The sequence below is a fragment of the Streptomyces sp. NPDC058308 genome (assembly GCF_042880275.1).
In the GTDB taxonomy this organism is placed as follows: Bacteria; Actinomycetota; Actinomycetes; order Streptomycetales; family Streptomycetaceae; genus Streptomyces.
The window spans coordinates 165,899-183,436 of record NZ_JBHVZA010000015.1 but is presented as its reverse complement, the minus strand read 5'-3'; the positions used below and the strand labels follow the sequence as shown (position 1 = coordinate 183,436).

Below are 17,538 nucleotides of genomic sequence, written 5' to 3'. Positions count from 1 at the left end.
GCTCAGACGGGCCGATGTCCTGCTCCCGCGGGCCTCATCGCGGCGCGCCGCCCGCCACGGCCGCCGCCCGCGGCTGCGCCACCAGCTCGGCGAGCAGCCCCGCCAGCTGCGCGAGGGTGGCCTCGCGCAGCAGGTCGTGCGCCACGAGCCGGATGTGCAGGGCCGCCTCCAGCTGCCGCTTGAGGTGCAGCGCGAGCAGCGAGTCCACGCCCAAGGCGCGCAGCGGCCGGTCGGGCCTGACGCGGTGGGCCGGGGGCACCCCCAGGGCGTGCCCCAGCTCCCGGCACAGCCAGGTCTGCAGGGTCCGGGCCCGCACGCCGGTGTCCATGGCGCGCAGCACGGACCCGTCGGTGGGCCAGGCGAACAGCACAGAGGAGTTGGACAGGGCCATGGTCGTATCGCTTCCATCTCGAGAGGGCACAGGACTGTGCGGGCAAGAACATGAGGACGGCGGGGCCGGGACCGGACTCAGGCGGCCGCCTGCCGGCGCGCGGGCGCCGCCGCACGGCGGGCCAGGCACTCCTCGAAGAAGGCCAGGGCCCGCAGATGGTAGGTGCGGGCCGACCAGCCCAGGCTGATGTTGTGGCCCGCCTCGGGCTGGCGGTCCACCACCAGGTGCTCCACGGACGCGAGCCGCTCGCGCAGCTCGGCCAGGGCCTCCTCGTCGTGCCGCCACCACGCCTCGTGCTCGGCGAACGTGAGCCGGGTGGGCACCCGCACCCGCGCGGCAAGGCGCGCGAAGGAGGCGGGCCAGCGCGCCGCCTCGGCCCGCTCCAGCTCGGGCATGGTGGTGACCATGTCCGCGCAGGCACGGAAGGTATCGGGCGGATACAGGCGCAGCGCACCCCAGTTGTGCCGCCAGTGCCCGGGCCCGGCGGCCGAGGGCAGCCGGTCCGCGGGCACCGCGAAACGGTGCCCGCAGCCGGAGACGTCCAGACCCAGCAGACCCGCCGGCAGCGGCGCGCCGGCCGCGCACGTCAACGCCAGCTTCCCGCCGTAGGAGTGGGCCAGCACGAACACGCCCGCCCCCACCTCGTGCCCGGCGGCGAACCGGGCCAGCGCGGCGCGCAGGGTGGCCGCCTGAGCGGCCAGCGTCTGGCCCCGGGGCAGGTGCTGCGCCGACGCGCCGTAGCCGGGCCGGTCCACGGCCAGCACCTGATAGCCAAGGCGCATCCCCACATCGAACAGGGACTGGCCGGGGTGCGCCTGCCCGTCGAAGTAGGCGGCGCTCATGCCGCCGCCGTGCAGGGCCAGGACGGTGGCCCGGGGCGCGCCCCCGGCCGCCGGGCCGAGCAGGGCGGACAGCGCCAGGCCGCCGGCGTCCAGGGTGATGCCCCGCACGCCCGGTGAGCGGGCCGGCCCGCTCACCGCACCCGCGCGGTGTCCGCCGCGCGCTCCCGGGCGGGGCCCGCGGCCGCGGGCGGCGCGCCGAACCAGCGGTGCAGCGCCGCCCGCAGCCCCTTGGGCGACTGGGGATCCTGGGCCTGCTCGGCCACCCAGGCCACATAGCCGTCCGGGCGCACCAGCAGCGCCGCCGCGTCCGCCAGCGCCCCCGGCACCTCGGTGCGCACCCGCGCGGTGACCACCTGCCCGGCCCACGGCCCGGCGGCCGCACACACCGCCGCGTCCCCGGCCAGGTCGAGCAGCACCCCGCGCGCCGGATGCAGCAGCTCCATCGTGCTGGTCGGCCCCGACTCGCCCGCCAGCACGCGCGGCGGGATACGGCGCCCCAGCAGCCGGTGGCCGCCGGCCATCGTGTCGTAGCGGATGTCGACCCCGCTGACCAGCCCGGCCAGATGACGCTTGACGTCGTCGTACTGGATGAGCTCCCCGAACAGGGCGCGCAGCGGGTCCATCTCGGGCCCGCCGACGAACAGCATGCCCTGCGCCTGGGTGTTCATCAGCAGCCGCGCACCGGCCGCGTGCCGCTCGGCGTGGTAGGAGTCCAGCAGCCCCCGCGGCGCGCTGCCCCGGCTCTGGGCGGCCAGCTTCCAGCCCAGGTTGGCGGCGTCCTGCACGCCGGTGCTCAGCCCCTGCCCGCCGGCCGGGAGATGGATGTGCGCGGCGTCCCCGGCCAGCAGGACGCGCCCGCGCCGGTACTCGGTGACCTGCCGCGTCGCATCGGTGAACGAACTGACCCAGTGGGCCGTGCCGTTGCTGATGTCCTCCCCGGTGATCCGCCGCCACGCGCCGGCCACCTCGGCGAAGGACACGCTGCGCTCGCGCTCCTGGTCCGGCGCCCGGTCCGGCACCACGATGATGCGGTCCACGCCCTCGCCCAGCGGCGCGGCCATCACCATGCCGTGCTCCAGGCGCTCGCCCAGAAAACGCGGCCGCAGCCCGCACCCGGCGACATCGGCCAGATACATGGTGCGCGTCGCGTCCGTGCCCGGGAAGGAGAACCCCGCGGCCCGGCGCACCGCACTGCTGCCGCCGCCGCAGCCCACCAGATACGGGGCGCTCAGCCGCTGCACCCCCCGCGGCGTGGCGACCGCGATCTCCACCCGGTCCTCGTGCTCCTGCAGCTCCAGAAACTCCCAGCCGCGCCGCAGATCCGCCCCCAGGGAGATCACCCACCGCTCCAGGACGTCCTCGGTGCGCGACTGGGGGATGCCGCGCGCCCCGAAATGGGCGTCCGGCAGCACGGTGTAGTCGAACTGCACCCCGCCGAAGTGACCCAGCGGCGCCACCTCAAGGCCCTCGAAGTGCGCCAGCAGACCCCGCTGGTCGAACACCTCCATGGCGCGGGCGGTGAAACCCAGCCCGCGGGACTGCCCGGTGGGCCGCTCCAGACGTTCCACCACGATGACGTGCGCCCCGCCCAGGCGCAGTTCTCCGGCGAGCATCAGCCCGGTCGGGCCCGCCCCGACCACGATCACGTCCGCGTCCATGCTGGACCTTCCTTCGAATCCGGTGGCCGACTGGCCTGGAACGCCTCAGCCGAAGAGCTGAGCGATGTGCTGCGGGGCCGTGGTCCTGCCCCACTCCACGGCCTGCCCCAGCAGCTCGGGGGTGGCCTCGAAGCAGCGGGTGGCCGGGTCACCGAGCGCGAACGGCGCCGGCAGGAACTCCGCCTCCCGCACCCGGGCGAAGATCCGCCGCGCCGCCTCGGCCGGCTCCAGCTCACCGGCCTCCACCGCCCGGCAGTTGGTCCGGGTGAACACCAGCAGCGCCTTGATGTCCTCGCCCACCGGGGCGGGCAGACCGGGCGTGGTGGTCTGCTCCAGATCCCGCAGGACCTGCTCGTCGCGGCCCTCCATGAACCTGCGGTAGGCCCGCTCGATGGTCATCGTCGGCATGATGCTGGTCGACTCCCACACCCGCAGCACCGCGTTGAACAGGTCGTAGTGGCCAAAGCCCACGAACGAGCTGTAGACGAGATCGTCGTGGACGTCGTACAGACCCTGCTGGAGCCGGTCGATGTAGGCGAACCGCTCGGTGGACCAGTCGCCGTCGCGGGCGGCCTCGATCAGCCGCCAGGCCAGCGAGTTGACCACCTCCACGGTGTTGGTCAGCCCCCGCGAGTACAGCGCGTCGGTGAACCCCGCGGCGTGCGCGGTCAGGCAGTAGCGCTCGCCGACGGTGCGCGAGGAGGAGTACTGCAGACGCCCGGTGCTCACCCACGGGCGCACCGCGCGCGCCTGGGTGAACTGCTCGGCGATCTGCGGGAACCGCGCCAGGAACGCGTCGAACTCCTGCTGCGGCGTCGAGCCGTCCTGGGGATGGACCCGCTCGTCCAGCGTGAGCCCCACACTGCACAGCGGGCTGAGCGCCCCCTCGTGGTTGTCGAAGGGGATCACCCACAGCCAGCCGCCGTCGAAGACGTGGTGGAGCGTGCCGTGGTGCCAGGGGCTGGGCTGCTTGTGGCCCGCCGCCGAGGGCGCCTGGTCATAGGCGGTGACGCCCACCATGTGCGTGAACATCGACCGCGAGTGGTGGCGGGCCCGGGTCGGCTCCTCGCGCAGGCCGAACTTCTCCGCGACCGGCGAGCGGAAGCCCCCGCAGTCCACCAGATACTCCGCCCGGTGCTCGCTGCCCTTCTCGCAGCGCAGCAACACCCCATCAGAGCCCGTCTCGATGTCCGCGATACGGGTGTTGAGCAGCGGATCGGCCCCGTAGCGCACCGCCAGGTTGAACAGGAACGCGTCGGTGTCCTGGCGGAAGAGGTGGCTCTCGGTGCGCTGCCACTCGGGCACCACCAGCTGGTTGATCTCCTCGGGGTTCTGCTCCTGGCCCTCGCGGTGGTAGACGAAGCCGAAGTTCTGCTTGCGCCCCGACATGGGTGAGATCTTGTCCTGGATGCCGCGGAAGGAGGCCAGCGCCTCGATCTCGGGCACCCGGTAGCGCTCGGCGATGATACGGGTCATGGCCGAGGTGTAGGGGATCGTCGACTCGCCCACCGCGAACCGCGGGTGGACACCGGCGTCGATCAGCAGGACCTTCACGCCGTTGCGGGCCAGGACCGCGCCCAGCATGCCGCCCGCCATGCCCGCACCCAGGATGGCCACGTCATAGCGGTCGTCCGGTCGCTCGCTCGTGTTCATGGCTCACTCTCCGAAAACAGCAGGGGACAGGACGGGGGACGAGCGGCGCGCCGCGCCCGGCACGGGCTGTGGCGCACCGAACCAGCGCGTGAGCGCCTGGTGCAGGGAGACCGCCTCGCCCGGCTGCACCCAGACGACGTGCCCGTCGGGGCGCACAAGCAGCGCGGCGATGCCCTCCAGGGGACCGGGCAGCTCCCCGGCCGGCCGCGCCGCCACCCAGGCCACCCGGCCGGGCCAGGACGCGGCCACCGAGTGCAGCAGCGCGGCCTCGGGGCGCAGCGTGAGCAGCACGCCCTGCCCCGCCCGCAGCAACTGCGCACCGGTGGACTCCTGGCGGCCCACCTTCAGGCGTACGTGCGGCAGGCGGGCGCCCAGCAGCGGATGCTCCCCGGGCCCCACGTCGTGCCGCACGTCGAGGCCGGAGATCATGCCCGCCAGATGCCGGCGCACGTCCTGATGCGGCAGCAGCTCGCCCATCAGCGCGCGCAGACTGGCCGCCTCGGCGCCGCCAAGGAGCAGCTGCGTCTGGGTGCGGATGTTGTCCAGGACCCGCCGGCCCACCGCGTGCCGCTCGCGGTGGTAGCTGTCAAGGAGTGTCTGCGGTGCCCGGCCCCGGGCGACGGCGGCCAGCTTCCAGCCCAGGTTCACCGCGTCCTGCAGCCCCAGGTTCAGGGCCTGGCCGCCGATGGGCATCTGCTGGTGCGCGGCGTCGCCCGCGAACAGCACCCGGCCCTGGCGATAACTCTGCAGGAGCCGGCAGGCATCGCCGAAGGAGTTCACCCACAGCGGCACCCCGCAGGCGATGTCCTCCCCGGTGACCCGCTTCCACACCGCGCACACCTCGGCGAAGTCCGGCTGCCCGGACCGCTGCGGGGCCGGTGCGCCGAACTCGTGGACCATCACCCGCGTCACGCCGTCGGCGCGCCGGGCGGCGATGGCCAGCCCCGCCGGCAGCCGCTCGAAGCGGCGCTCGGCGATGTCGAGGCCGGCGACGTCGGCGCGCAGCAGTTCGCGCCCGGCGTCCTGGCCGGGGAAGGCGGCGCCCAGCAGGCGGCGCACCGTGGAGCGTTCGCCGTCGCAGGCGGCCAGGTAGCGGGCGCGCACCCGCACCGGGCCGTCCGGGCCGGCGGCCACCACCTCCACGCCCGGCCCGCTCACCCGCACCGCGCGCACGTCGTGCCGGCGCCGCACCCGCGCGCCCAGGCCCGCCGCCCAGTCGCCGAGCAGCTGTTCGGTGCGGGTCTGGGGCACCTTCCACTGCCCCGGGTGGGTGCTCTCCAGCGTCAAATCCAGCGGCAGCCCGCCGAAGTGCCCGCGCACCTCGCACGGCGGCGTGCCCAGCTCCTGGAGCAGGCCGCGGCTGTCGAGGATCTCCATGGTGCGGGCGTGCAGCGTCGAGGCCCTCGACTCCGTGGTGGGGCCCTCGCGCCGGTCCAGTACGACCACGTCCGCGCCGCCCAGGCGCAGTTCACCGGCGAGCATCAGCCCGACCGGCCCCGCGCCCACCACGACGACGTCGCTCTCCACACGGTCCACGGCCATGATCAGTGCTTCTCCGCGTAGTCCTTGGCGTGGCCCAGCGTGGCCCGGCTGTTGGTGGACAGCGCGCCGCGCACGTAGTCGCGGGCGTCGGCGACGGTGGCGTCCGCGCCCAGGATCCGCGCGATGTTCGCCGTGTTGAGCACCACGGTGTGCTGCGAGGTGGCGGTGGTGACGCCGTCGGCGCCCTCCTGGAAGGTCCAGTAGCCGGTGTGCAGCGTCATCAGCGCGGGCAGCGTGACCTGCTTGTAGGCGATCTTGTGGTGCGGGAAGCAGACCCGGTAGGACTTGGTGGTGTGCACCGAGCCGTCCTTGGCGCGGGTGTCCATCTCCAGGCTCTGCAGGCCCGGGGTGTCCTCCTGCAGGCGCACGGTCGCCACGTGCGGCAGCCGCTCGGCCCACGCCCCGGCCTCGTTGACGAAGTCGTACAGGTCCTTGGCGCTGCCCCGCACCTGCACGCTGTCCTCGAAGGAGAACGTCAACTCCCCGGCGGCCACGGCCAGTTCCACATTGGCCTTCAGGGCGGCCAGCTCGGCGCGCGAGTTGCGGTCCACGGCCTCCTCGATCCACTGCAGCCCCGCCGGGTCGTCGTCGAGGGCCCGGTAGTCGTGCAGGAGGCGGATCCGCGAGGCGTTCGCGGACAGCGGCTCGATCAGCCAGGTGCCGCCCATCGCGGCGACCGGCGGCGTGGACACCTCCTGACGGAAGGTGATCTTCAGGTCCGTGCCGTCCAGGGTGCGGCGCGAGGTCCAGTGCTTGGCCTCGCCGTTGGCGGTCGCCCAGATCCGGATGCGCTCCTCGCGCTCGCCCTGCTCGACGTGGTCGACGTGGATGGTGGGCGGGAAGATCCGCGGCCAGTTCTCCACCTCGGCGATCAGCCGGTAGACGGTCTCGGCCGGGGCCGCCACCGTGATCTCGTGCTCGACCTCACGCGTCGTCATGGTCAACTCTCCTTGGTGTGTTGGCTGGTGGGGCCGGGCCGGGCCGGATTCAGAAGTTGCCCAGGCCGCCGCAGACGTTCAGCGCCTGCGCGGTGATGGAGGCGGCGGTGTCGGAGGCCAGATAGCCGACCAGGCCCGCGACCTCGTCGGGCGTGGAGTAGCGGCCCAGCGGGATCTTCGCCTGGAACTTGGTGAGGATCGCCTCCTCGCTCGTGTCGTAGGCGGCGGCGTAGCCCTGGCGCACCCGCTGCGCCATCGGCGTCTCCACATAGCCCGGGCACACCGCGTTCACGGTGATCCCGCTCGGCGCCAGCTCGTTGCCCAGCGCCTTGGTGAAGCCGACGACGCCGTGCTTGGACGCGGAGTAGGGGGCGCCGAGGACCACGCCCTGCTTGCCCGCGGTGGAGGCGATGTTGATGATCCGGCCGCGGTCCTTGTGCCGCATGCCGCCGGCGTTCAGGACCGCGCGGGTCATGCGGAAGACGCTGTTGAGGTTGGTGTCGATGACGTCGTCCCACAGCTCGTCCTGGATGTCGGCGGTGACGCCGCCGCCGGACCGGCCCGCGTTGTTGACCAGCACGTCCACGGGGCCGAAGCGGTCGACGGCGCCGGTCACGAAGGCGGCCACCGAGGCGGCCGAGCGCACGTCCAGGGCGGCGCCGTCGACGTCCAGGCCCTCCTCGCGCAGCTGCTTGACGGTCGAGGCGACGTTCTCCGCGGTGCGGGCGCCGATGAACACCTGGTGGCCCTGCCCGGCCAGCAGCCGGGCGACGGCCAGGCCGATCCCGCTGGTGGCTCCGGTGACGAGGGCGACACGCTTGTCCTGCTGCATGATGTCAGTTCTCCCTGGATTGGCCGGGTCAGACCGCGGCGGAGGCGGACAGCCGTGCGTTGACGGCGGCGATCAGAGCGCGCGGGGTGCGGTTGTCGGCGAACACGTCGTCGTCGAGGGCGATGCCGTACTCGCGCTCGATACGGCTGCCGGTCTCCAGCAGGGCGAGCGACTCGTAACCGAGGTCGTCGAAGTCCTGGTCGAGGATGTCGCCCTCCAGGGCGGCACCGTCGTCGGCGCCGGCGCCCTCCAGGAGGATGCGCGTGAGGTCGGCGAGCGCGAACTGAGGAGTACTCATGATGGCTGTCCCTTCGGATGGGCGGATCTCGTGGCGCGGCGGGCGGGCAGGCAGCACAAAGGCCGCACCGGGCACAAGGCCCGGTACGGCCGGAAAGGGGCTGCGGCACCCGCGGATACGGCGGATACGGCGGGTGTGACGGATACGGCGGATGCGGCGGGTGTGACGGATACGGCGGATGCGGCGGTGAAACCCCCGCGGGCCCCGCCCCCCAACGCCGACGCCCCTGCCGGCGGCGGGGGATTCACACCGGCAGGGGCGCGCTTGGGGGGAGGGGCCCGCACCGGGCCCGCTCACAGGCCGGCCGCGGAGAGGCGGCCGGAGGTCGGATCAGGCGGCGAACAGCCTGCGCTTTTGGTAACTCGACTCCCAGAAGAGCTTGTTGAGCACCTTCACCGGGGCGGGCATGGTGTCCAGGAACCGCTTGCGCTCGGCGACGTCCCGGCCGTCCATGACCCAGGGAATGTAGACGGCCGCGCCCTTGGGACCCTGCTTCTTGGCCATCGCGCTGCGGAAGGCGTCCCAGTCCTTGTTGGTCAGCACGTCCTGGATGAGCGGCAGCGCCGCGTCCTCCTCGTGGCGCATGTGCGAGCCGAGCGCCTGCGCCAGCCGCTCGACCCGCTCGCCCAGGTCCGCGGACTTCTGGTCCATGCCCGCATCGACGGCGCTGAGCACCGCGTCCAGCGAGGCGTGCTCCGCCTCCATCTCGGCCAGGAGCTTTTGGTCATCGGGCCGCCCGGTCACCTGCTGCTTGACCCGCGGCCACAGCACGGCGTCCTCCACGGTGTGGTGGACGTGCAGCTGGCGCTTGAAATTCTCCCAGCCGGCCCGGACCTGCGGGGTGCCGGCCCGGCCGGACGCCACGGCCGCCGCGAACCTTTCGAGGTCACGCCGGAACGCATCGTGCGTCGCGTACATGACGGCGAAGTTGATCGGAGCCTGCTGTGCAACTGCCATGGTGAGCCGTTCCTTTCGTCGGCGACCGGCCCCCGCCGGTCGACATATCAGACAACGCGCGGCCGCGGAGGGGGAGTTCGGATCTCCGCAGCCGGACTCCCGCCACCCCGCGGCCGGGGCTGCCCTCGCGAACGAGAGGGGAACGGCATGGACGTGTGTGACATGGAGCCCCGATTCTGTGAGGTGAAACACATCCGGCGGGCGGATGTCACACTCCGGCCCGGCCGCGGCCTCACAACGGTGAACGCGTCACACGGGAGGTGCACCATGTCCGGGAGTGCGGAAGACGACTGCAGCGGCGAGGACTTCGGCGGCGACGACGCCGTGCACGAGGACTCCAGCGGCGACACCGTGCACGAGGGCGTCACGGCCGACGACGCCGTGCACGAGGGCGTCACGGCCGACGACGCCGTGCACGAGGACGTCACGGCCGAAGGCGCCGTGCAGGACGTCATCGAAGCCTCCACCGAGGTCTTCGTCGGCTATCGGGAACTGCTCTTCTCCATCGTCTACAACCTGCTCGGCTCCGTCGCCGACACCGAGGACGTCCTGCAGGAGACCTGGCTGTCGTGGTCGGGCAAGAAGAGCCGCTCTCCGCGCCAGGAGATCGAGAACCCGCGGGCCTACCTGGTGCGGATCGCCGTCAACCACGCCCTGGCCCGCAAGGACGCCATCACCCGCAGGCGCGAGACGTACGTGGGGCCCTGGCTGCCCGAACCCCTGATCACCAAGACGGCCGAGGGCCCCGCGCCGGACGTCGCCGAGCAGGCGCTGCGCACCGAGTCGGTGTCGATGGCGATGATGGTGGTCCTGGAGACGCTGACCCCGCTGGAGCGGGCGGTGTTCGTGCTGCACGAGGTGTTCGGCTACGCGCACACCGAGATCGCCTGCATCCTGGACCGCAGCCCCGCCGCGGTGCGCCAGCTCGCCCACCGGGCCCGCGCCCACGTGCAGGCGCGCCGCCCCCGCTACGAGACCACCCCGCAGGTCCAGCAGGAGGTCACCGAACGCTTCGTGGCCGCGGCGCTGGGCGGCGACCTCGACGCGCTGATGGAGATGCTGGCCCCGGAGGTCACCATGTGGACCGACGGCGGCGGCAAGGTCCGCACCGCGGGCCTGCGGCCCGTCTCGGGCCGCGACAAGGTCTGCCGGATGCTCGCCGGGTACGCGGAGCGGGCCCCCAAGGACATCGACATCCACTACCGGCACGTCAACGGCGATGCCTCGGCGGTGGTCTTCTCCGAGGAGTCGCCCTACGCCGTCATCGTCATGGATCTGACGCCCGCCGGCGACCAGGTGCGCGGCATCTACGCCGTCACCAACCCCGACAAGCTGGCGCGGGTGCGCTCCGGCGGCGATGACGAGGAGTGAGCGCAGCAGGTCAGCGCGGGCGGGGGCCGGGCAGCGGATCGCTGTCCTCGCCCCGGCCGCCCGCGGCCACCGGCACCGAAGGCCCGGCGCCCGCCGTGCTCTCAGGCCGCTGCGGGCCGGTGGCCGCGGGGGATCCGCTCATGCCGAGCAGCCGCAGCAGCGGGCCCGCCATGGCGGTGGTGAGAAGGGCCATGACCACCATCATGGTGAACATCTGCGCCGAGATCAGGCCCAGTTCGCGGCCGATGCCCAGGATGACGAGCTCGGTCAGGCCGCGGGTGTTCATCAGGGCCCCGAACGCGGTGGCCTCCCGCCAGCCCAGGCCCGCCGCCCGGGCGGGCAGGGCCGCCCCGGCGAACTTGCCCAGGACCGCGGTCACCACGACCAGCGCCAGGGCCAGCAGCCCGGAGGCGCCGAGCGCGCCGATGTCCACCGAGAGCCCGGTGACGACGAAGAACACCGGCAGCAGCAGCGTGGAGACCTTCTCGATGGGCGCCTCGACCTCGTGGTGCAGCTCGGGGACGCGCCGGCGCGGCATGACCAGCCCGAAGGCGAACGCGCCGAAGATGGCGTGGATCCCGATCCAGGAGGTGACGAAGGAGGACACGAACACCGCCGAGACGATCAGGACGAGCAGGGTGCTCCGGCCGGTACGGGCCCGCTGCCGCAGCAGCACCCGGGCCAGCAGCGGGCGCACCGCGAAGGCCATCACCAGGCCGTAGGCCACGGTCAGCGCGAGGACCAGGAAGAACTCGCCGGTGCCGCCCGCGCCCGCCACGGCCACCACCAGGACGAGCACACACCAGGCGACCACGTCGCCGATGGCCGCGCAGGCCATGGCCAGGGTGCCCACCCGCGTGGTGGACAGGCCGCCGTCGCGGATGATGCGGGCAAGCACCGGGAACGCGGTGATCGAGAACGCGGTGGCGAGATAGAAGACGAAGGTGCCCCGGCCCACGTCGTCGGTGCCCTGCGAGGAGTACAGCAGGGCCGCGGCGCCCGCGCCGAGCGCGAAGGGCACGGTCATGGCCAGCGCGGCCACCGCGCCGACCGAGCGTCCCCGCCCGCGCAGCCGGGTCAGGTCGAGCTCCCAGCCGGCCAGGAACATGAAGAGCACCAGGCCGACCTGGGAGATCGCGCCGAGCAGCGGCCGGGCGTCGTCGGGGAAGATCCGTGCGGGCAGATCGCCCGGCAGCAGCCCCAGCAGGCTGGGGCCAAGGAGCAGGCCCACGGCGATCTCCGCGACGACGGGCGGCTGGTGCAGCCGGCGTACGAAACGGGCCATCGCGGCCCCCGCGAGCAGGACGACCGCAACATCGATCAGGACAATCGCTTCCAGTGGCAGGGCATCGCCCGTCGCCATCTCGCCTCCACACGCATCACGGAATGCGGGGTGCCGCCGGCCGGTACCCGGTCGGACAGCCACCGCCGTTCACGACCGGACCCCCGGGTGGGGGGCCTTGGGGTAACGGTTCAGGTGCGCTCGGGCACCTCCCTGAGCGGGCGGGGCTCCACGGGGCGCAGCTCGATGAAGTCGAAGGCCTTGAAGCGGCGCAGCAGGGGCCGCAGCGGGGCCGGCACGACGGCCTGCTGCTCGTCCACGAACACCCGCGGGTCGGCCAGTTGGATGCGCCGGCCGCGGGTGTGCAGCTCACAGCCGTTGTGGGCGAGGGTGTTGCGCACCCAGTCCGACTGCGGTCCATAGGGCAGCGACATCACGTAGTGCGGGCCGCTGCGGAAGACCTTGACGGGGGTGCGGTAGGCGCGGTTCGACTTGCGGCCGCGGTGCACGACGGCGCCGAAGCCCGGCATACGGGTGAGCACCGGGCCCACGAACCGGTTGGCGAATCTGCGGTTGAAACGGGCCAGGCGCCGCTGGACGGACGCGCCGGGGGTTTTGGTGGTGCCGGACATCCACGGCTCCCTCTGCTGGTCGGGTCGGTGGCCGGGAACACGAGGGGTTCCTAGCTGTCGAACATGGGGTGCGGGCCGTGGGGTTCGTCCTCCAGGGAGCCCATCGAGCCGCGGAAGAAGATCAGCGGTTCGGTGTCGGCGCGCGGCACCCCGAGTTCGGCGACCTCGCCGACGAAGATGGTGTGGTCGCCGCCCTCGAAGGCGTTGACCAGGCGGCAGGAGAGGAACGCCATGGCCTGGCCGAGCACCGGCACGCCCACGCTGGAGTAGCGGTGCTCGACATCGTTGAGGGCCGCGGTGTGCTTGCCCGCGAACGCCCAGGCCAGCGGCTCCTGCCGGCCGGCCAGGAAGTTCACGGTGTAGGCGCCGGACTCCTCCACCAGGGCGCGCAGCCGGGAGGCCTGGTGCAGGCAGAACAGCACCAGGGGCGGGTCGAGGGAGACGGAGGTGAAGGAGTTGACGGTGGTGCCGGCCGCGCGGTCCCCGCTGCCGCTGGTGATCACGGTCACGCCGGTCACGAAGAGGCCGCACACGGTGCGCAGCGTCTTGCCGTCGATGGCGCGGGCCGGCTGCTGTCGTTGGAGGTCTGTCGGCGTCGCGGTCATGCGCGCCTCCTGGGATGGGGAGAGTCGGATGCGGGCGGGCCGGGTCAGCTGACGCTCTGCGCGAAGGTGAAGACCCGGTGCGGGTCGTAGGCCTTCTTCACGGCGACCAGGCGCGGGTGGTTCTCGGCGTAGTAGGAGCGCTGGAAGTCCTTGAGGGCGGGGTCGATGAAGTTCTGGTAGGTCTCGCCCGAGGAGTAGGGGTCGATGGCGGCGAAGCCGCGGTCCACCCAGGCCTGGCCGGCGGCCTTGTCGGCGGCGGTGGGGGTGGCCGAACCGGGGATGGCCACCAGGAAGTTGGTGGTGACGATGCTGTCGCGGTGCACGTAGGCGGTCGCGGTGCGGCTGAGGTCGGCGGCGGCCCCGCCGACGGGCAGTATCTGCATCTGGTGCATCTGGCCTGCCCGGCGCTCGGCGTCGAAGACGGCCAGGGCGCCGGCCCAGCCGGTGCGGGCCATGGGCTCGCTGAACATGCGGCTGCGTTCGAGGCTGAAGGAGGGCCGGGGCAGCTGGCCTTCGGCGGTGGCCTCGGCGCGGTGGCACTGGGGGACGGTCTTGGCGGCGCAGCCGTAGATGCCCATCATCAGATCGCGGTAGGCGACGGGGCCGCCGGTGCGGTTGGCGGGCTGGCCGGTGAGCGCCAGGAGCCGGCCCGTCTCGTCGTCGAGCTGGGCCTGGGTGCCGGTGGAGACCAGGCGGATCGCGGGGATGGGGACGGCGCCGGGTGCCGCGTCGGGCAGGGTGATCACGCAGGCGCCGCCGATGGGGCGGGGCGCGTCCACCAGCCAGCGGGTGTAGCCGTCGAGCATGTCCAGCGCCTTGTCCCAGGAGAAGACGAGGGTGGCGGTGGAGACGTCGGTGACGGGGGAGGGGCGCAGCGTGTAGGAGGTGACGACGCCGAAGTTGCCGCCGCCACCGCCGCGTATCGCCCAGAACAGGTCGGGGTGGCTGGTGGCCGACGCCGTCACGCAGCGGCCGTCGGCCAGTACCACCCGGGCGGAGGTCAGCGCGTCGCACGCCACTCCCAGCGGGCGGGTGAGGAAGCCGACGCCGCCGCCGTGGATGAACCCGCCGGCCGCGACGGTGGCGCAGGCGCCGCCGGTCACGGCGAGCCCGGCGGGGGCGAGGGCGTTGAGCACGTCGACGTTCTGGGTGCCGGCACCCAGGGTGGCGCGGTCGCCGGAGAGGGCCACCGCGTTGAGCCGGGAGACGTCGATGACCAGGCCGGTGGTGGTGGAGTAGCCGCCCAGGCTGTGGCCGCCGCTGCGCACGGACAGTGCCAGGGCGTGGTTCTGGGCGAAGGCCAGGCACAGCGCCACGTCGGAGGGGCTCTCGCAGTAGGCGACGGCCTTGGGGCTGATGGTGTCGTACTGCTTGGAGTCCAGCTGCTTGGCCACCGCGTAGCCGGCGTCGCCGGGCAGCACCAGGTCGCCTTGCAGGTGGCTGCGCAGCCTCTCCCAGGGCAGGCCGGCCAGGGCGTGCCCGGCGGTGGGCCGCAGGGCTATCAGGCCCAGGGTGGTGGCGCCGGAGGCGCCCAGGAGTGTTCTTCGACTGATCATGGGGATGTCCAACCACGAGCGCCCCCGGCCCTGTCGGGGCCGGGGGCGGATTCGGATTCGGGAAGGGTGTGGTGCCAGGTGGTGCGAGGTGGTGCGGGTGGGGCCGGCCCCGGGTCAGGTGCCGGGGCCGGGGTCAGCCGGCGACGGAGGCGTCCTGATCCGTGGTGTTGCTCTCCGGTCCGGCCGGTGTTTTGTGGCCCATGCCCGAGGGGGTGGGGCCGCCCTTGAGGGCCAGGCAGAGCGCGGCGCCGGCGAACATGGTCAGGGCGGGCACCAGCATGGTGGGCTGGAGCGCGTCCACGAAGCTGTTGGAGAAGACCTTGCCGGCCAGTTCATGGAAGGTGCGGGCGACGTCGTCGGGCATGTTGGCGGGCAGCGACCCGCCGCCCTGGTCGGTGCCGACCCCGACGGTCTTGGCGCCGTCGAAGGCGGAGGTGAAGCCCTCGCGGTAGGGCGCGGGCAGTTTCGTGGCGCTGGTGGCGGCCTCCTCGCGCAGCTGGGAGACCAGCTGGGCCTGCAGGACCGCGCCGATGACGGCGCCGGCCATCACCGAACCGACCTGGCGCAGCGCGTTGTTGACGCCGGAGGCGGCGCCGGTCAGGTGCGGCGGCACGTTGCGCATGACCTCCGAGCCCATCGGGGCGAAGGTGCATCCGGCGCCGAGCCCGGCCACGAACAGCGGGCCGATGAACGCCGTCCAGCTGCTGTCGGTCTCGGCGCTCAGCAGGATCCAGGTGATGCCGATGCCGAACATCGACAGGCCGGCCGTCAGGATGTACTTGCCGCCGAACTTCTCCGAGAGGATGCCGGCCGGTCCTGCGGTGAACAGTGAGCCCAGGGCCAGCGGCACCAGGACCAGGCCGGTCTTCATGGCGCTGAAGCCGAGCACCGACTGCAGGTAGATCGTCGTGGGCAGCAGGATGCCCAGGACACCGAAGGACACCGCGATGCCGACGAGGTTGACCACGGAGAAGTTGCGGTCCTTGAACAGCGAGAACGGCAGCAGCGGTTCGTTGTCCTGCTGGCCGCGCTCGTAGAGCAGGAACACGCCGATCAGGGCGACGGAGGCGCCGATCAGCGTCCAGATCCAGGTGTTCCAGTCATAGCGTTCGCCCTCGGTCAGGCCGAAGGCCAGGCAGAACAGCGCGGCCGAGGCGAGCAGCACGCCGGGCAGGTCGTAGTGGTGCTTGATGACGCGGGTGTGCTTGGGCATGACCCGCAGGCCGAGCAGCAGCACCAGGGCGCCGATGGGGATGTTGATGAAGAACACCCACCGCCAGTCCATGTGGGTGACCAGGAAGCCGCCGAGCGTCGGGCCGATCGCCCCGGACACACCGGCCACCGCACCCCAGACGCCGTAGGCGGCGCCGCGCTTCTCGGGCGGGAACACATCGGTGATGATCGACAGAGTCTGCGGCATCAGCATCGCCGCACCCACGCCCTGCACCGCGCGGAACGCGATGAGCTGGGCGGGATCCTGCGCCAGGCCGCAGGCCAGGCTCGAGAGGGTGAACAGGGCCACGCCGGACAAAAACAGGTTTCCCTTGCCGTGGATGTCGCCCAGCCGGCCGGCGGTGATGATCAGGGTGGCCAGTACGAGGGTGTAGGCGTTGACGACCCACAGCACCTGGTCGATCGAGGAGCCCAGGTCATCGGTCATGTCCGGGATGGCGATGTTCACGATCGTCAGGTCCACCAGGGTCATCACGAACCCCAGGCACAAGACGCTCAGAACCGCCCACGGATTTGTCTGTCGTACTTGAGTCATGTCCCTCTCCTAGTGGGCGTCCAGGCCGTCCGGGCCGCTCACAGCGTGTGGTGATGCATCCAAGAGGGCCGGGCGCACGCGGGGTGTGACATGCGCGCAGCCAGTGAGACGCACGCCACACCCGGGCGGCGCCCGGCCGGCCCGGCCGCCCCGGCACCCCCCGCCTCTTGACGCTGTGTCAGGCGATGCAGATCCCCTCGACGGCGACCTTCTCGTAGGCGTGCGGGTAGGCGGTGATCCCCTCGGGGTACTTCGCCGCCGCCTGCTGGAACTGCGGGGTGCTGAACGCGGCGAACAGCGCCTGGGTGGACTCCCACACCGCGACGTTGACGACCAGGCGGCTGCCGGCCGTGCCCTTGTGCAGCTGCGTCTGGATGCAGCCGGGGCTGGCCTTCATGTACGCGGCGTCCTCGCGCCAGACGGCCAGGAACTCCTCGTAGTGCTCCGGCGGCACGTCGAAGACGTTGACCAGGGTGATCGGTCCGGTCGTCTCCTGGAACTGCTTCATCAGCGGGGTGTCCGGGTCCAGCGCTTCGATCTTCATGGGGGTCCTTTCGCGGAGCGCGCCCCGCGGGCCGGGGCGCGCTGGGAGGCGGCTCAGAGCTCCTGCGGGTCCAGGTCGTCGGGGGTGATCTCGATGACCGGGATGGCGCGGCTGGCCCGCTTCTGGAACTCGGCGATGAAGGGGAACACCTCGGTGAACTCCCGCCACCTGCGATCGCGTTCGTCGCCGGCCAGGATGCGCGCGGTGGCCGGGAACTGCTCGGGGCCGATGTCGACCCGCACCTGCGGCGTGGCGCGCACGTTGTGGAACCACGCGGGGTGGGTGGCCTTCGGACCGCCGGGCACGTCGAAGTGGCCGGGCGCCGCGCACACGATGTAGCGGCCCTTGTCGTAGACGTAGCCCACCGGCAGGGTGCGCGCCAGCTTCGACTTGCGGCCGGTGGTGGTGAGCAGCATCGCGTCCAGGCGGCCGAAGTGCCCCATGACCTTGCCCTTGGACTTGCGGTACAGGAACAGGTGCAGGTGCAGGAAGGACTTGTTGACCTTCTTGACGTACTTGTTCGGCGGCTTGGAGTACAGATAGACGTTGAACCGGGTGAAGGCCTCCACCAGCGGGTTGGTGTTCTCCATCTGCGGCCGGGTGGAGGACCACGAGGACAGGGCCCTGTCCTCGGTGTCCGGCATGATCTGCGGCATCGCCGGGTCCCTT

The 17,538-nt window shown here is 72.4% G+C and carries 17 protein-coding genes; 1 reads left to right on the top strand and 16 read right to left on the bottom strand.

Annotation, left to right across the window (positions count from 1 at the left end):
- Positions 1 to 34 precede the first annotated feature (34 nt).
- The 9 genes from ACFVYL_RS21765 to ACFVYL_RS21725 all read right to left on the bottom strand — a co-directional run bounded on the left by ACFVYL_RS21765 (position 35) and on the right by ACFVYL_RS21725 (position 9,111).
- Positions 35 to 391, bottom strand: coding sequence for an acyl carrier protein (locus ACFVYL_RS21765; RefSeq protein WP_389718547.1), 357 nt, complete (start codon positions 389 to 391; stop codon positions 35 to 37).
- Positions 392 to 468: 77 nt separating this feature from the next.
- The gene (locus ACFVYL_RS21760; RefSeq protein ID WP_389718545.1) at positions 469 to 1,368 is read right to left on the bottom strand and encodes an alpha/beta hydrolase family protein; all 900 of its coding nucleotides are present in this window, start codon (positions 1,366 to 1,368) and stop codon (positions 469 to 471) included.
- Positions 1,365 to 2,891, bottom strand: coding sequence for an FAD-dependent monooxygenase (locus tag ACFVYL_RS21755; protein ID WP_389718543.1), 1,527 nt, complete (start codon positions 2,889 to 2,891; stop codon positions 1,365 to 1,367). The genes ACFVYL_RS21760 and ACFVYL_RS21755 overlap by 4 nt, the downstream gene beginning before the upstream one ends.
- A 45-nt stretch (positions 2,892 to 2,936) precedes the next feature.
- Positions 2,937 to 4,544, bottom strand: coding sequence for an NAD(P)/FAD-dependent oxidoreductase (locus ACFVYL_RS21750; protein ID WP_389718542.1), 1,608 nt, complete (start codon positions 4,542 to 4,544; stop codon positions 2,937 to 2,939).
- Between the two features lie 3 nt (positions 4,545 to 4,547).
- Positions 4,548 to 6,086: an FAD-dependent monooxygenase gene (locus ACFVYL_RS21745; protein ID WP_389718540.1), complete on the bottom strand. Its 1,539-nt coding sequence runs from the start codon at positions 6,084 to 6,086 to the stop codon at positions 4,548 to 4,550.
- A 2-nt stretch (positions 6,087 to 6,088) separates the two neighbouring features.
- A complete protein-coding gene (locus ACFVYL_RS21740; protein WP_389718538.1) occupies positions 6,089 to 7,024 on the bottom strand; it encodes an aromatase/cyclase in 936 nt (311 codons plus the stop codon).
- Positions 7,025 to 7,073: 49 nt separating this feature from the next.
- A complete protein-coding gene (gene fabG / locus ACFVYL_RS21735; RefSeq protein WP_389718535.1) occupies positions 7,074 to 7,856 on the bottom strand; it encodes a 3-oxoacyl-ACP reductase FabG in 783 nt (260 codons plus the stop codon).
- Between the two features lie 28 nt (positions 7,857 to 7,884).
- On the bottom strand, positions 7,885 to 8,154 hold the full coding sequence (locus tag ACFVYL_RS21730; RefSeq protein WP_389718533.1) for an acyl carrier protein: 270 nt from the start codon (positions 8,152 to 8,154) through the stop codon (positions 7,885 to 7,887).
- A gap of 330 nt (positions 8,155 to 8,484) precedes the next feature.
- Positions 8,485 to 9,111: a hemerythrin domain-containing protein gene (locus tag ACFVYL_RS21725; protein WP_389718531.1), complete on the bottom strand. Its 627-nt coding sequence runs from the start codon at positions 9,109 to 9,111 to the stop codon at positions 8,485 to 8,487.
- Positions 9,112 to 9,378: 267 nt separating this feature from the next.
- Here ACFVYL_RS21725 and sigJ point away from each other — a divergent pair, with 267 nt between their 5' ends.
- Complete coding sequence (gene sigJ, locus ACFVYL_RS21720) at positions 9,379 to 10,482, top strand: RNA polymerase sigma factor SigJ (RefSeq protein WP_389718528.1); 1,104 nt, start codon at positions 9,379 to 9,381, stop codon at positions 10,480 to 10,482.
- Between the two features lie 10 nt (positions 10,483 to 10,492).
- Here sigJ and ACFVYL_RS21715 read toward each other — a convergent pair whose 3' ends face one another.
- The 7 genes from ACFVYL_RS21715 to ACFVYL_RS21685 all read right to left on the bottom strand — a co-directional run bounded on the left by ACFVYL_RS21715 (position 10,493) and on the right by ACFVYL_RS21685 (position 17,525).
- The gene (locus ACFVYL_RS21715) at positions 10,493 to 11,845 is read right to left on the bottom strand and encodes a cation:proton antiporter (RefSeq protein ID WP_389718526.1); all 1,353 of its coding nucleotides are present in this window, start codon (positions 11,843 to 11,845) and stop codon (positions 10,493 to 10,495) included.
- 110 nt (positions 11,846 to 11,955) lie between these two features.
- Complete coding sequence (locus ACFVYL_RS21710) at positions 11,956 to 12,396, bottom strand: nitroreductase family deazaflavin-dependent oxidoreductase (RefSeq protein WP_389718523.1); 441 nt, start codon at positions 12,394 to 12,396, stop codon at positions 11,956 to 11,958.
- 50 nt (positions 12,397 to 12,446) lie between these two features.
- Positions 12,447 to 13,001: a flavin reductase family protein gene (locus tag ACFVYL_RS21705; RefSeq protein ID WP_389718521.1), complete on the bottom strand. Its 555-nt coding sequence runs from the start codon at positions 12,999 to 13,001 to the stop codon at positions 12,447 to 12,449.
- Between the two features lie 44 nt (positions 13,002 to 13,045).
- On the bottom strand, positions 13,046 to 14,557 hold the full coding sequence (locus ACFVYL_RS21700; RefSeq protein ID WP_389718518.1) for an FAD-binding oxidoreductase: 1,512 nt from the start codon (positions 14,555 to 14,557) through the stop codon (positions 13,046 to 13,048).
- Positions 14,558 to 14,690: 133 nt separating this feature from the next.
- Positions 14,691 to 16,325, bottom strand: a complete 1,635-nt coding sequence (locus tag ACFVYL_RS21695; RefSeq protein WP_389718516.1) for an MFS transporter — start codon at positions 16,323 to 16,325, stop codon at positions 14,691 to 14,693.
- A 178-nt stretch (positions 16,326 to 16,503) separates the two neighbouring features.
- Positions 16,504 to 16,869, bottom strand: a complete 366-nt coding sequence (locus ACFVYL_RS21690; protein WP_389718513.1) for an antibiotic biosynthesis monooxygenase family protein — start codon at positions 16,867 to 16,869, stop codon at positions 16,504 to 16,506.
- A gap of 53 nt (positions 16,870 to 16,922) precedes the next feature.
- The gene (locus ACFVYL_RS21685) at positions 16,923 to 17,525 is read right to left on the bottom strand and encodes a nitroreductase/quinone reductase family protein (RefSeq protein WP_389718511.1); all 603 of its coding nucleotides are present in this window, start codon (positions 17,523 to 17,525) and stop codon (positions 16,923 to 16,925) included.
- Positions 17,526 to 17,538 lie beyond the last annotated feature (13 nt).

What these genes read in the sequence shown, in the direction of transcription:
- ACFVYL_RS21765 (WP_389718547.1), bottom strand. Translation starts at nt 391, where the DNA reads ATGGCCCTGTCCAACTCCTCTGTGCTGTTCGCCTGGCCCACCGACGGG.
- ACFVYL_RS21755 (WP_389718543.1), bottom strand. Translation starts at nt 2,891, where the DNA reads ATGGACGCGGACGTGATCGTGGTCGGGGCGGGCCCGACCGGGCTGATG.
- ACFVYL_RS21750 (WP_389718542.1), bottom strand. Translation starts at nt 4,544, where the DNA reads ATGAACACGAGCGAGCGACCGGACGACCGCTATGACGTGGCCATCCTG.
- ACFVYL_RS21745 (WP_389718540.1), bottom strand. Translation starts at nt 6,086, where the DNA reads ATGGCCGTGGACCGTGTGGAGAGCGACGTCGTCGTGGTGGGCGCGGGG.
- ACFVYL_RS21740 (WP_389718538.1), bottom strand. Translation starts at nt 7,024, where the DNA reads ATGACGACGCGTGAGGTCGAGCACGAGATCACGGTGGCGGCCCCGGCC.
- fabG (WP_389718535.1), bottom strand. Translation starts at nt 7,856, where the DNA reads ATGCAGCAGGACAAGCGTGTCGCCCTCGTCACCGGAGCCACCAGCGGG.
- ACFVYL_RS21730 (WP_389718533.1), bottom strand. Translation starts at nt 8,154, where the DNA reads ATGAGTACTCCTCAGTTCGCGCTCGCCGACCTCACGCGCATCCTCCTG.
- ACFVYL_RS21725 (WP_389718531.1), bottom strand. Translation starts at nt 9,111, where the DNA reads ATGGCAGTTGCACAGCAGGCTCCGATCAACTTCGCCGTCATGTACGCG.
- sigJ (WP_389718528.1), top strand. Translation starts at nt 9,379, where the DNA reads ATGTCCGGGAGTGCGGAAGACGACTGCAGCGGCGAGGACTTCGGCGGC.
- ACFVYL_RS21715 (WP_389718526.1), bottom strand. Translation starts at nt 11,845, where the DNA reads ATGGCGACGGGCGATGCCCTGCCACTGGAAGCGATTGTCCTGATCGAT.
- ACFVYL_RS21710 (WP_389718523.1), bottom strand. Translation starts at nt 12,396, where the DNA reads ATGTCCGGCACCACCAAAACCCCCGGCGCGTCCGTCCAGCGGCGCCTG.
- ACFVYL_RS21705 (WP_389718521.1), bottom strand. Translation starts at nt 13,001, where the DNA reads ATGACCGCGACGCCGACAGACCTCCAACGACAGCAGCCGGCCCGCGCC.
- ACFVYL_RS21700 (WP_389718518.1), bottom strand. Translation starts at nt 14,557, where the DNA reads ATGATCAGTCGAAGAACACTCCTGGGCGCCTCCGGCGCCACCACCCTG.
- ACFVYL_RS21695 (WP_389718516.1), bottom strand. Translation starts at nt 16,325, where the DNA reads ATGACTCAAGTACGACAGACAAATCCGTGGGCGGTTCTGAGCGTCTTG.
- ACFVYL_RS21690 (WP_389718513.1), bottom strand. Translation starts at nt 16,869, where the DNA reads ATGAAGATCGAAGCGCTGGACCCGGACACCCCGCTGATGAAGCAGTTC.
- ACFVYL_RS21685 (WP_389718511.1), bottom strand. Translation starts at nt 17,525, where the DNA reads ATGCCGCAGATCATGCCGGACACCGAGGACAGGGCCCTGTCCTCGTGG.